General features: G+C 76.2%; 7 protein-coding genes. 2 read left to right on the top strand and 5 right to left on the bottom strand.

The features are described 5' to 3' along the window. Window positions 1-123: 123 nt before the first annotated feature. A complete protein-coding gene (gene pdhA, locus ABZ576_RS05535) occupies window positions 124-1227 on the top strand; it encodes a pyruvate dehydrogenase (acetyl-transferring) E1 component subunit alpha (protein WP_360736661.1) in 1104 nt (367 codons plus the stop codon). Between the two features lie 190 nt (window positions 1228-1417). Here the strand turns inward: pdhA and ABZ576_RS05530 are convergent, their stop codons facing one another. Continuing rightward, complete coding sequence (locus ABZ576_RS05530) at window positions 1418-2050, bottom strand: lysophospholipid acyltransferase family protein (RefSeq protein WP_360736104.1); 633 nt, start codon at window positions 2048-2050, stop codon at window positions 1418-1420. 220 nt (window positions 2051-2270) lie between these two features. Between ABZ576_RS05530 and ABZ576_RS05525 the strand changes: the two genes are divergently transcribed. After that, window positions 2271-2525 carry an acyl carrier protein gene (locus ABZ576_RS05525; protein WP_360736102.1) on the top strand — a complete coding sequence of 85 codons (255 nt, stop codon included), beginning with the start codon at window positions 2271-2273 and terminating at the stop codon, window positions 2523-2525. A 28-nt stretch (window positions 2526-2553) separates the two neighbouring features. Here the strand turns inward: ABZ576_RS05525 and ABZ576_RS05520 are convergent, their stop codons facing one another. Genes ABZ576_RS05520 through ABZ576_RS05505 form a run of 4 tightly spaced genes read right to left on the bottom strand, consistent with a single transcriptional unit; the run spans window position 2554 to window position 13039 of the window. Further along, window positions 2554-4299, bottom strand: a complete 1746-nt coding sequence (locus tag ABZ576_RS05520) for a polyketide synthase (RefSeq protein ID WP_360736099.1) — start codon at window positions 4297-4299, stop codon at window positions 2554-2556. Next, window positions 4296-10529, bottom strand: a complete 6234-nt coding sequence (locus tag ABZ576_RS05515) for a type I polyketide synthase (protein WP_360736096.1) — start codon at window positions 10527-10529, stop codon at window positions 4296-4298. The genes ABZ576_RS05520 and ABZ576_RS05515 overlap by 4 nt, the downstream gene beginning before the upstream one ends. Before the next feature lie 48 nt (window positions 10530-10577). Further along, entirely contained in the window at window positions 10578-11816 is a 1239-nt protein-coding gene (locus ABZ576_RS05510) for a beta-ketoacyl synthase N-terminal-like domain-containing protein (protein ID WP_360736094.1), read from the bottom strand. Then, entirely contained in the window at window positions 11813-13039 is a 1227-nt protein-coding gene (locus tag ABZ576_RS05505) for a beta-ketoacyl-[acyl-carrier-protein] synthase family protein (RefSeq protein WP_360736092.1), read from the bottom strand. The genes ABZ576_RS05510 and ABZ576_RS05505 overlap by 4 nt, the downstream gene beginning before the upstream one ends. Window positions 13040-13047: the final 8 nt, after the last annotated feature.

Below are 13047 nucleotides of genomic sequence, written 5' to 3'. Positions count from 1 at the left end.
CCGGCACGTCGGGAACGGCACGCCGTCCCCTGCCGCGGCGACGGTTTCCGGCCGTCCCGCCCTGCCGTGACGGCGAGTGGTGCGGCAGGATCGATCAGGGGCGGCCGGCCGGCCGCCCGACCCATCATCAGGGGAGACGAATCAGTGGCGGAGATCCCAGACCACACACCGATGATCCAGCTGCTCACCCCCGAGGGTGAGCGCGTCTCGCACCCCGACTACCCCCTCGACACAACGGCCGAGGAACTGCGGGGCCTGTACCGCGACATGGCGCTCACCCGGCGCTTCGACGCGGAGGCCACGGCGCTACAGCGCCAGGGCGAACTGGGTCTGTGGGCCTCGTGCCTGGGCCAGGAGGCGGCACAGATCGGCTCCGGCCGGGCGACCCGGCCCGAGGACTACGTCTTTCCCTGCTACCGCGAGCACGGTACGGCCTGGACGCGCGGGGTCGACCCGCTGCGGCTGATGGGCCTGTACCGCGGTGCGAACAACGGCGGCTGGGACCCGAACGAGAACAACTTCCACCTGTACACGCTGGTGATCGGCCCGCCGCTGCTGCACGCGGTCGGCTACGCGATGGGCGTGCAGCGGGACGGCGCCGACATGGCGGTGCTCTCCTACTTCGGCGACGGCGCCTCCAGCCAGGGCGATGTCGCCGAGGCGTTCACCTTCGCCACGGTCAACAACGCGCCGGTGGTGTTCTTCTGCCAGAACAACCAGTGGGCGATCTCCACGCCCACCTCGGTGCAGACCAGGCACCCGATCTACCGCCGCTCGGCCGGCTGGGGCTTCCCCGGGGTCCGGGTGGACGGCAACGACGTGCTGGCCTGTCTGGCGGTGACCCGGCACGCGCTGGAGCGGGCGCGCGCCGGCGAGGGCCCCATGCTGATCGAGGCGTTCACCTACCGCATGGCCCCGCACGCCACGTCCGACGACCCGACGCGCTACCGCACCGACGCCGAGCGGGCCGAGTGGGAGCGCCGCGACCCGGTCGAGCGGCTGCGCCTGTACCTGGTCGCGTCGGGCCAGGCCGACGACGCGTTCTTCGCCGAGGTCGCCGAGGAGGGGGAGAAGCTCGCCCGCCGCGTCCGCGAGGGCGTCCGCTCGATGCCGGACCCGGCCCCGACGGACCTCTTCGACCACGTCTACGCGGAGGAGCACGCCGTGGTGGCCGAGGAGCGGGCCGACTTCCTCGCCTTCCAGGAGTCCCTGGCGGCGGAGGGCTGAGACCGCCGGCCGGCCGCCGGCGGCCGTCACATCCGGACCTTGACCGGGTCCACGCCGCCGGCGGCCGTCACACCCGGCTCTTGACCGGGTCCGCGCCGCCGGCGGCCGTCACACCCGGACCTTGACCGGGTCCGCGCCGCCGGCGGCCGTCACACCCGGACCTTGACCGGGTCCGCGCCGCCGGCGCCCGTCACATCCGGCTCTTGACCGTGTCCGCGTACGTGTCGACGTACTCCTGACCGGACTGGGCCGCGATCGCGTCCGTGATCTCCCGGGTCACGGCGCGGCGGGCGCGGCGGTCGTCCTCCTGGCCGCGCCGGTCCGGGAAGGTCAGCGGGGCGCCGAAGCGGGCGTCGAACGAGGCGACGTAGAGCCGCTTGGCGCCGGTGGGGTGCACCCGCTCGGTGCCGGTCAGGCCGCAGGGGATCACCGGCACCCCGCTGCGCATCGCCAGCCACGCCGTGCCGGTGGTGCCCTTGTAGAGGCGGCCGTCCGGCGAGCGGGTGCCCTCGATGTGCACGCCGACGCCCTTGCCCTCCGCCAGCAGCTTCAGGGACAGCTCCAGCCCGGCCATGGTGCCGGTTCCGCTGGTCTTGTCCACCGAGATCATCCCGACGCTGCGGAAGAACAGCCGCTGGAGCCGCCCCTTGAGGCCGGGCGACTCCAGCCAGCCCTGCTTGCCGATGAAATACAGCGGGCGCGGCACCAGCAGCGCGATGAAGATGGAGTCGAAGAAGGAGAGGTGATTGGCCGCCACGATGAACGGCCCGCTCCGCGGTATGTTGCGCAGTCCCGCTACCCGGGGGCGGAGGATGAGTTTCAAGGGGACCAGGAGGACACGCCTCACCAGCATCCGAAACATGCACATGTCCTGTCTGCGTCAAGGCCATATCAGCGGTTTCCGATTTTAACCCGGCCCGCTTAAGGAATACTTAGCGACGGCTTTCGAATCGGGGGACTCGACGCTTTCTCCGGTTTTCCGGCTAAACTCCGCTCGTCTTCTGGCAGTTCTTTCTTACCCGACGTGAGAGACGAGGAAAGCCGTGTCCGAGGTCGTGACCCCTGATTCCGTACGAGCCTTCATAGAGCAGGAACTGATCGATTTCGGCGCCGAGCCGGAGGCCGTTTCGGACGATGTCTCGCTGGACGAGCTCGACATCGACTCGCTGGCCGTCGTCGAGCTCGTCGCCTCCGTCAAGCGGCGGTTCGCCGTGGACATCCCCTTCGAGGACATCCCGCGCTCCAGCACGGTGGCGGCGGTGTGCGACCTGATCCGCGCCCGGGCCCAGGCGGCCTGAGCCCCGCGGCGCGCACCGCCGCCGTCCGTCACGGGCGCGCGTCGGGCGCCGCCGGCGCGCAGCGGCGCCGCTCCCACGGGTACGCGGGCAACGAGATGACCCGGCGCGGCAGTTCGGCGAAGCCGCGCGGCGCCGCCGCGTCCACGGGGGTGACCTGCGGACACTCCCGGTCGGCGGCGAGGGCCAGCAGGGCCGCCCGCGCCTGCGCCCGGTCGGCGGCCGCGACCCGCACCCGGGTGGCCAGCGCCGCCCGCCCGTGGGTGAGGGTGTAGGCGAAGGCCGGGTAGTCCTCGTCCTCGACCGTGGCCAGCCGGTCCGCCAGCAGGGCCGCGTAGGCGCGCAGCGCGGCCGGTGTCCGGGCGGACACCTCGAACCCGGCGACCGCGACCGTCTCCGGCGCGGCGGGGGTCTCGGCGGGGCCCAGGATCACATGGGTGTTGGTGCCGCTCATCCCGAACGAGCTGACGCCGGCGTACGCGCCCGCCCCGGCCGGCCAGGGCTCCAGCTTCCCGGGGACCCGGAAACCGGTGCCGCCCAGGTCGATCCGCGGATTGAGCGTGGTGAAGTGCGCCACCGGCGGTACGGCCCGGTGCCTGAGGCTGAGCACCGCCTTGAGCAGGCCGAGCACACCGGCGGCCGACTCGGCGTGGCCGAGGTTGGCCTTGGCCGAGCCCAGCAGCACGGGGGCCGCGCCCGCCGGCCGGCCCAGCGCCTCGGCGAGCGCCTCCACCTCGATGGGGTCGCCGAGCGAGGTGCCGGTGCCGTGCGCCTCCACGTATCCGACGTCCCCCGGGGACAGCCCGGCGTCGGCGAGCGCCCGCTCGATCAGCCGGGTCTGCGCCAGCACGTTCGGGGCGGTGAACCCCGAGGCGGCGCCGTCGTGGTTGACGGCCGACCCGTGGATCACCGCGAGCACCCGGTCCCCGTCGCGCACCGCGTCGGCCAGCCGCTTCAGGACGACGACACCGCAGCCCTCGGCGCGGGTGAAGCCGTTGGCCGCCGCGTCGAAGGGACGGCACACCCCGTCCGGGGAGAGCGCCCCGGTGCGGGCCACGAACTCGGTGCCGCGCGGGGACAGCATCAGGTTGACACCGCCGGCCAGCGCGAGGTCGCACTCCCCCGCGGCCAGCGCCTGCCGGGCCATGTGCACCGCCAGCAGCGACGAGGAGCACGAGGTGTCCAGCGCGGCCACCGGCCCGGTGAGGTCGAGGGTGTGCGCGAGCCGGCCGGCCGCGAAGCAGTGGCCGTTGCCGGTGGCCCAGTACGCGTCGGGCTCGCCGGGCATCCACTCGCGGTAGTCCTGCCCGGTGACGCCCACGTACAGCCCGCAGTTCCGCCGGGCCGCGTCGGCCGCGGGGATGCCCGCGTCCTCCAGCGCCTCCCAGGCCACCTCCAGCAGCAGCCGGTGCTGCGGGTCGAGGGAGCGGGCCTCGCGCGGCGCGATGCCGAAGAACGGGGCGTCGAAGTCCAGCACCTCGTCCAGGAACCCGCCCCGGTGCGGCACCTCGTCCCAGGCCGCGCCGAAGGGGTGCCGGCGCTGCTCGGGGATCGGCCGCACCGCGTCCGTCCCGTCGGCCAGCAGCCGCCAGTAGCCGTCCAGGTCGCCGACGCCGCCCGGGGCGCGCAGGCCCGCCCCGACCACCGCGACGGTCCGCCCGCCGCGCAGCGCGGCCAGTTCCTCGCGCAGAGCGCGGATGGTCTCCATGGCCCGGCTGATCGGCGTCGGCCGGCGGCCGGTGTCCCCGGCCGCGGCCGTCGTCTCCGGCGCGGTCATCGCTTCTCTCCTTCCGCGGCCTCGGCGAGCCGCTCGGTGAGCACCTGGGCCAGGGGCCGCAGGCTGGAGTAGGTCCACAGCAGCGTCGGCGACAGCCGCAGCCCGAACTCGGCCTCCAGGCGGTTGCGCAGTTCCAGGCTCATCAGCGAGTCCAGGCCCAGGGACTTGAACGGGGTCTCCCGGTCCATGGAGTCGGCCGCGATGCGCAGCACCCGGCCGGCCAGCTCCCGTACCCGCTCCTCGACGAGCGCGGCGCGGTCCTCGGGCGGGCAGGCGGCGAACCGTTCCGCGAAGCCGCCGCCGGCCGGACCGGTGTGCCGGCCGGACGTCAGCAGCCGGCTCCAGCTGGGCAGGCCCGCCACCGCCGGGTAGGTCTCCACCCAGCGCCGGGGGTCGAGCGACAGGTGCCCCACGACCGTCTCCCCGTCCCGCAGGAAGCCCTCCAGCGCGCGCCAGGCGTCGGCCGCGGGGAAGGCGGCCATGCCGCGGTCCGCGAGGCGCGCGCCCCGGGCCTCGCTGCGGGCGGCCAGGCCGATCGCGTCGAAGGTGCCCCACTGCACGCTCAGCGCCGGGCGGCCCGCGTGCCGGCGGGCCACCGCGAGGGCGTCCAGGTAGGTGTTGGCCGCCGCGTAGGCCGCCTGGCCGACGTTGCCGACCAGGCCGGCGGCCGAGGAGAACAGCACGAACAGGTCCAGCGGATCGTCGGCGGTCAGCCGGTCCAGGTGCCGGGCGCCGTCCGCCTTGGGGGCCAGCACCCGTTCGACCTGCTCGGCGCTCAGGTTCTCCACCACACCGTCGTCGAGCAGCCCGGCCGCGTGGAACACACCGCGCAGCGGCGGCAGTTCGGCGCGCACCCGGTCGAGGGCGCGCTCCAGCGCGGCCGCGTCGGACACGTCCGCCCGCTGGACGCACACCGTGGTCCCGGCCGCGCGCAGCGCCTCGATGCGCGCGGCGGCGTCCTGGCCCGGCTCGGAACGGCCCAGCAGGGCGAGGGCGGTGGCCCCGCGCCCGGCCAGGTGCTCGGCGAGCGAGAGACCGAGGTCGCCCAGGCCGCCGGTGATCAGGTAGCCGCCGTCGGCGCGGAACCGGCCCTCGGGCAGCGGGTCCGCGACCACCCGGCGCACCCGGTGCGGCTCGTGCAGCACGAACTTGCCGATGTGGTCGCCGCGTGACATGGCGCGCAGCGCCTCGGCCGCCCGGTCGAAGCCGTACGCCGTGACGGGCAGCGGCCGGACGCGGCCCGCGGCGACCTCGTCCCACACCGCGTGGAAGATCCGCGCGAACCGCTCCGGGCGGCGCATGACCAGGCCCTCCAGGTCGACGGCGGCGAAGCCGATGCCCTTGCGGAAGGCACCGAGCTCCAGCCGGCGGCCGCCGTGGATGTCCTTCTTGCCGACCTCCACGAACCGGCCGTCCTCGGCGAGGACGTCGAGGCCCCGGGTCAGGGCGGCGCCGGTCAGGGAGTTGAGGACGACGTCGACGCCCCGGCCGCCGGTGACCTCCAGCACCGCGTCGGCCCAGGCCAGGTCGCGGGAGTCGAAGACGTGCCGCACGCCGAGGCCGCGCAGGTGGGCGCGCTTGTCCGGGCTGCCCGCGGTGGCGATCACCTCGGCGCCCAGCAGCTGGGCGACCTGGACGGCGGCGAGGCCGAGGCCGCCGGCCGCGGAGTGGATCAGGACGTGTTCGTCGCGCTCCACCCGGGCCAGGTCGTGCAGCGCGTACCAGGCGGTGGCGGCGACCAGCGGCAGGGCCGCCGCGTCCGCCGCGGCCATCCCCTCGGGGATGTGCCGGGCGTGCGCGGCGCCGACGGTCAGGTGCGAGACCATCGCGCCGAACTTGCACGCCACGACCCGGTCGCCGACGCGGAAGCCGTCGGTGTCCGGCCCGACCGCGACGACCCGGCCGGCGCAGTCCCCGCCCAGCAGCTCCTTGCCGCCGGAGTCGTCGGGGTAGGTGCCCATCGCCTTCATCACGTCGATGAAGTTGAGGGAGGCGGCGTCCACCTCGATCTCGATCTCGCCGGGGCCGGGCGTGCGGCGCACGAGCGGCAGGAAGCGCAGGGACTCCCACTGGCCCGGCCGGGGGCCGGGGTGCAGCCGGAACGGCTGGTCGGCGGTGTACGCCGCCCGGGCGCCGGCCTCGGCATCCGGTGCCGCGATCCGCTCCAGCCGGCCGGCGAGCCGCCGGCCGCCGCGCAGCGCGACCTGGTCCTCGCGCCGTTCCAGGCGCAGTTCACCGGCCACGGCCGACGCCCAGCCGTCCTCCTCGGTCCGGTCGACGAGGGTGGCGGCCAGCCCCGGGTGCTCGCTGCGCAGGACCCGGGTGAAGCCCCAGTACAGGGCCGCGCCGGGGTCGCACGGCTCGTCGGCGGCCGCGGCCTGGGCCCGGGTGGTCAGCACGGTCAGGCGCGGTGCCGCCGGCCGGTCCAGGCTCGCGCCGGCCAGCGCGGACAGCGCCGTCAGCCCGGCCCGCTGCGCGGGCTCGCCGGCGGCGGCCGCGGGGGCGGCGAACACCACGTCGGTGACGGCTCCGGCCCGGCGCAGCACCTCGGCCCAGGCGGCGCGCGCGCCGGCGTCCGCGGCCGGCAGGGTCACCGCGTCGGCGCCCAGCGCCGCGGCGAGTTCGGCGGCCTCGGCGGCGGCGGGCTCGGTCCCGCACACCAGCCACCGTCCCGGGGTGCCGGCCGGCTCGGCCGGTCCGGCCTCGTGGAAGGCGAACCGGTGCACCCGCTCCAGGGCGGGGTCGGCTTCGCCGTCCAGGTCCAGCGGGCGCAGCAGCAGTCCGGCCACCCGGATCAGCGGGCGCCGCCCGGTGTCGTACAGCCACAGGTCGTAGCGGCCGTCGGGGCGGCGGCGGGCGTGCGCCCACAGCTCGGTGACCGCTTCCGGCAGGCCGGGCAGCAGGTCGACGCGGTCGACGGCGACCGGGACGACCGTTCCGGTGTCGCCGCACAGCGGGAGCGTCAGCTGCAGGGCGCCGTCCCACAGCGCCGGGTGGAGCGTGAAGCGGCGGGCGCCGGGCCGGCTGCGCTCGTCCAGCCGGAGCAGGCCGAGCGCCTCCCCGTCCGAGGCGTGCAGCTCCCGCACGGTCTGGAACGCGGGCCCGTAGTGCAGGTTCCGGCCGGTGCAGGCGGCGTAGAAGGCGTCGGCGTCCGAGGCGGCGGTGTCCAGCAGGTGCTCGGGGAACGCGGCGGCGTCCGGCGCCTGCTGCGCGTAGGAGACGCGGACCGTGCTGTGCCGGGTCCAGCCGTCGGAGCCGGACGGCAGCGACAGCAGGTCGAGGCCGGCGCCGTCGGCGGCGTCCTCGCGCCAGACGGCCCCGAGGCGCAAGCCGTCGTCGGCGAGCGTCATGTCCCGTTCCAGGGAGAGACCGCGCAGCGCGGCCGGCAGGCCGCCGGTGCGGCCGGCGGCGGTGCCCAGGCACAGCTCGATGGCGGCCGCGGCCGGCACCACGACGGCGTCGTGCACCCGGTGGTCGGTGAGCCAGGGGTGGGTGACGGTGTCCAGGTCGAGCGTGCCGTGCCAGGTGCCGGCCTCGTCCGGTGCCGGCGCGAGCGGGAAGGCGAAGGCCGCGGCGCGGCCCGCGGGGCGGCGGGCGGAGTCCACCCAGTGCCGCTGCCGCTGCCACGGGTAGGGCGGTACGTCCGTCTCCCGGTCCCGGGGCGGCGGCCCGAAGGGGGTGAGCCCCGACACGTACGCGCGGGCGAAGGACTCGGCGAGGTCGGCGGGGGCGCCGCGGTCGCGGTGCAGGGTGCCCTGGACGGCGGCCGGTTCGGGGCGGGCGGCGACGAGCTGCTCCAGCGCCGGCACCAGCACCGGGTGGGCGCTGATCTCCACCACGTGGGTGACGCCCTGGTCGAGCAGGGTGCCGATGGCGTCGGCGAACAGCACCGGGCGGCACAGGTTCTCCACCCAGTACGCGGCGTCCATCTCGGGGCCGCCCAGCAGCTGGGTGCGCACCGTCGACATCAGCGGCGTCTCGGCCCGGCGCGGGCGGACGGGGGCCAGGACGCGGTGCAGTTCGCCGGTCAGGTCGGCCATCAGCGGGCTGTGGGAGGCGTAGTCCACGTCGACCAGGCGGCAGAACGTGCCGTCGGCCTCCAGGAGTTCCTTCAGCAGCAGCACGGAGTCGGTGTCGCCGGACAGCACGCAGGAGCGGGGCCCGTTGTGCACGGCCAGCGCCACGCTGTCCTCGAAGCCCTCCAGCGCGGCCCGCGCCGCCTCGGCGTCCAGGTCGACGGCGAGCATGCGGCCGGTGCCCGCGCTGGTGCGCAGCAGGACGGCGCTGCGCAGCGCCACGATCAGCGCGGCGTCCTCCAGGGAGAGGATCCCGGCGACGGTCGCGGCGGCGATCTCGCCCTGGCTGTGGCCGACGACGACGTCCGGTTCGACGCCCGCGGCCCGCCAGGTCGCGGCGAGCGCCACGGAGACGGCCCACAGGACCGGCTGGACGATGTCGACGCGCTTCATCCACGCGTCCCCGGCGCCCCCGGCGACGACATCGGTCAGGTCCCAGTCGACGTGCGGGGCCAGGGCCGCGGCGCAGCGGTCCAGGGTGGCCGCGAAGACGGCGTCGGCGGCGTACAGCCGGCGGCCCATCGCCGCCCACTGCGACCCCTGTCCGGGGAAGACGAACGCGGTACGGCCGTGCTTCCGGGCCCGGCCGGTGACGACGCCCGGCAGATCGCCGTCCGGGTCGGCGGCGAACTTCTCCAGCAGCGCGGCGAGTTCACCGGCGTCGGTGGCCACCGCACCGGCCCGGAAGGCGAAGTGGTCGCGCTGGTGGCCGAGGGCTCCGGCCAGGCGGCGCGGGTCGGCGCCGGGCCGCCGGAGCGCCTCGCCCAGTTCACGGGCCCGCTGTGTGAGCGCGGCCTGGGTGTGGCCGCTGAGCGGCAGGACGACCGGCGACGCCGGGTCCACGGACGGGTCCGGGCCCGCGGCCGGGGCGGGCGGCGGACCGGTGATCACGGCATGGGCGTTGGTGCCGCCCCAGCCGAAGGAGCTGACGCCCAGGTAGACGGGGCCGTCCTCGGGCAGCGGCAGGGGTTCCCGGACGACGTGCAGGCCGAGGTCGTCGAAGGGGATGTCCGGATTGAGTTCGGCGGAGTGCAGGCCGGGCGGGATCACGCCGTGCCGCAGCGCGAGGACCGCCTTGAACAGTCCGGCGAGCGCGGCGACGGGCTCCAGGTGGCCGATGTTGGACTTCACGGAGCCGACGGCGAGGGGGCGGCCGGCGCGCTGCGGGGCCTGTCCGAGCACCTTGCCGAGGGCCGCCGCCTCGGTGGGGTCGCCGCGCCGGGTGCCGGTGCCGTGGGCCTCGACGTAGGCGACGCGGTCCAGCGGGATGCCGGAGCCCTCGTAGACCCGGCGCAGCAGGTCCTCCTGGCCCTGCGGGCTCGGCGTCACCAGGCTCTCGCCGCCGCCGTCGTTGTTGGCGGCGGTGCGGACGATGACGGCGTGCACCCGGTCGCCGTCCCGCCGGGCGTGGTCGAGCCGCTTGAGGTAGACCGCGGCCACGCCCTCGCCGCGGACGAACCCGTCGGCGGTGGCGCCGAAGGCGCTGCACCGGCCGTTCGCGCCGAGCCCGCCGAAGTGGGTCAGCCCGATCGTCACGTCCGGGGTGAGCATGAGGTTGGCGGCGCCGACCAGGGCGCCGTCCACGTCACCGGAGCGGATCGCCTGGCAGGCCAGGTGCAGCGCGACCAGCGAGGAGGAGCAGCCGGTCTCCAGGGTGAGGCTGGGGCCGGTCAGGCCGAGGAAGTAGGAGATGCGGGCCGAGAGCATGTCCAGGGCGTTGCCGGCCGTGGAGTGCTGGGTGGGGGCGGCGCCGCGCTCGGTGCGCAGCAGCTCGTAGTCGTGCCAGAGTCCGCCGAAGTAGACGCCGGTGCGGGAGCCGCGCAGCGCGGAGGCCGGGATGCCCGCGTCCTCCAGGGTGCGCCAGGTGGTCTCCAGCATCAGCCGCTGCTGGGGGTCCATCACCTCGGCCTCGCGCGGCGAGATGCCGAAGAACGCGGGGTCGAACTGGTCGACGTCCTCAAGGAATCCGCCGACGTCCTGGATCTTCTTCTCCGGGTCGAGGACGTCCTGGGCGTTCCAGCGGTCGGCCGGGACGGGGCGTATGGCGTCGACGCCGTCCATCAGCAGACGCCAGAACCGGTCCACGTCCGGGGCTTCGGGGAAACGCCCGGCCATCCCCACGATGGCGATCGGCTCTGCCGGTTCCTGCTTCATTTCCTACCTCTCGTCACCCGGCGGCCGGTGCCCGGTCCGGGACGTTCGTCAGTTGCCCGCGGCCGCGGCACGGGTGTCCGGCCGGCGCAGCAGCACGGCGGCCGCGGCGGGCCGCCGGTCCGTGGTCAGGACCAGGGCGGCGGTGGTGCCGGGGCGCCGCTCGGGTGCGGCGGTCACCGCGAGCCGGGGCAGCGCGGGGTCCCGGTCGGCGGCCCCCGGGGTGGGCGGTGTCAGGTCGGTGTCCAGCGCCCGCGCGGTCAGGGCGAGCTGGAGCAGGGTGGTCGCGCCGGCGCAGTCGCCCAGGGCGCCGCCGGCCGCGAAGACGGGGGTGTCCGCGCCGAACACCGTGTGCAGGGCGTGTGCCTCGGCCCGGTCGACCAGCTCGCAGCCGGCCGCCGAGGAGCTGAGCAGCCCGATGTCACCGGGGCCGAGTCCGGCCTCGGCGAGGACGGCGTCGACGGCGCGCACCGCGGCCCGGCCGTCGGTGTCGTCCGGGTCGCCGAGCCCGGTGCGGACGGCGGCGACCTCGGCGTGGACGCGGGCTCCGCGCGCGCGGGCCCGCCCGGCGTCCTCCAGCACGAGGACCACGACGGCCTCCCCGGGCAGCGCGCCGGTACGGCCGGCCGCGAACGGGCCGGGCGCGTCGGCGTCCCGGCCGGCCCCGGCGTCCAGGGTGAGCGGATCCAGTACGTCCACCACCGCGGCCAGCACCACCTCGGCCTGGCCGGTGCGCAGCAGGTCGGCCGCCGCCGTCAGGGCCTCAGCGCCGGAGCACCGGCCGGCCGTGACGGTGACGACGGGCCCCTGGGCGTCCGCGGCGATGGCGAGGTCGGAGACGGCGGCGTTCAGGCTGCCCTGCGGCCCGGCGTAGGGGCTGACCAGGTCCACGCCGAGGGTGAGTCCGTCGTGGAGGACCTGGAGGTAGCCCGTCAGGCCGGCGCCCGCGGTGCCGAGGACGACGCCCACCTCCTCGGGTGCGGGTCCGCCGCCCGCCGTGCGGGCGGCGTCCAGGCCCGCGTCCCGCCAGGCCAGCAGGCCCGCCCGGGACACCAGCAGCGACTCGCGGCTGAGCGCGCGCAGCCGGCGCCGGGCGAAGGCGGGCACGTCGGACAGGTCGTCCTCCAGCGCGGCGGCCGCCGCGGGCCGCGGCCCGGGGTACAGCCCGGCCGCCGGGACGGCGGTGGTGCGGGCCGTGCGGCCCGCCAGCAGTGCCTCCCAGGTGGCGTCCAGGCCGGCGCCGAGCGCGCTCGCCAGCCCGATGCCGGTGACGGCGACCGGTGTGCTCATGCCGTGCTCCTTCCGGTGCCCGGACGGGTGAACACGGTGCAGGCCGTGTTGCCCCCGAAGCCGAAGGCGTTGTTGACGACGACGTCCAGCGCCGCTTCCCGTGCCGCTCCGTGGACGAGGTCGACGGCGCACTCGGGGTCCGGTTCGACGAGGTTGGCGGTGGGCGGGACGACACCGTCGCGCAGCGCCAGCACACAGGCCACCGCCTCGATCGCGCTGGCCGCTCCCTGGGTGTGCCCGAGCGCTCCCTTCAGGGAGGAGACGGCGGGGCCGCGCTCCCCGAAGAGGGCGCGTACGGCCGCCGCCTCGACGCTGTCGTTGGAGGGGGTGCCGGTGCCGTGCGCGCTGATGTAGCCGACCCGGTCGAGCGGGGTGCCGGCCAGGGCCAGGGCCCGTTCCATGGAGCGGCGGGCGCCGCGGCCGTCCGGGTGCGGGGCGGTCATGTGGTGGGCGTCGCAGGCGGACGCCCAGCCGGCGAGTTCCGCGTAGACGCGGGCCCCGCGCCGGCGGGCGTGCTCGTACGACTCCAGGACCAGCGCGGCGGCGCCCTCGGAGACGACGAGCCCGGACCGGTTGCGGTCGAACGGCCGCAGGGCGTCGTCGGTGAGGGAGCGGAGGCTGGCGAACATCATCATGATGCCGGCGGACAGCTCGTCCGCGCCGCCCGCGATCATCACGTCGGCCCGGCCGGCGCGGATGGCCTCGGCGCCGTGGGCGAGGGCGCTGTTGCCCGACGCGCAGGCGGTCGCCACGACCGTGCTCGGTCCGAGGAAGCCGTGCTGCCGGGCCACCGCGTCGGCGAGCCCCACGACCGGCCGGGGCCGTGCGGCCCGGGGGCCGGCGCCGGCCGGGGCGGTGCCGCGGTGGAACCGCGTCACGTCCGGCTCCAGTCCGGCGCGGTTGCCGAGGAGCGTGCCGAAGCAGACGCCGGAGCGGGCCGGGTCGGACGGGAACGGGTCGAGTCCGGCGTCGGCGACCGCCGCCGAGGCGGCGGTCACGGCCAGCCGGGTGACGCGGTCGCCGGTGCCGCGCGGGGCGGCGACGTCCCGCACCTCGCCGGCCAGCCGGCCGGGGAAGTCGGCGGCATCCGGCCGCGTCAGCGGCAAGGTGCCCACGTCGCCCCGTACCGCGGCGTCCCAGAAGCCCTCCAGCGTCGACCCGATCGGGGTCAGCACGCCGAGGCCGGTCACCACCACGCGGGTGGGGCGGTCCACCACTGCCATCACCTGTG

Source organism: Streptomyces sp. NPDC013455, from assembly GCF_040632975.1.
GTDB lineage: Bacteria > Actinomycetota > Actinomycetes > Streptomycetales > Streptomycetaceae > Streptomyces.
The sequence above is the reverse complement of the archived record's forward strand: the minus strand, read 5'-3'. Positions and strand labels throughout refer to the sequence as shown.

Excerpts from the sequence above, each read along its gene's own strand:
- ABZ576_RS05510 (WP_360736094.1), bottom strand. The coding sequence starts at position 11,816 with ATGAGCACACCGGTCGCCGTCACCGGCATCGGGCTGGCGAGCGCGCTC.
- ABZ576_RS05520 (WP_360736099.1), bottom strand. The coding sequence starts at position 4,299 with ATGACCGCGCCGGAGACGACGGCCGCGGCCGGGGACACCGGCCGCCGG.
- ABZ576_RS05515 (WP_360736096.1), bottom strand. The coding sequence starts at position 10,529 with ATGAAGCAGGAACCGGCAGAGCCGATCGCCATCGTGGGGATGGCCGGG.
- ABZ576_RS05505 (WP_360736092.1), bottom strand. The coding sequence starts at position 13,039 with ATGGCAGTGGTGGACCGCCCCACCCGCGTGGTGGTGACCGGCCTCGGC.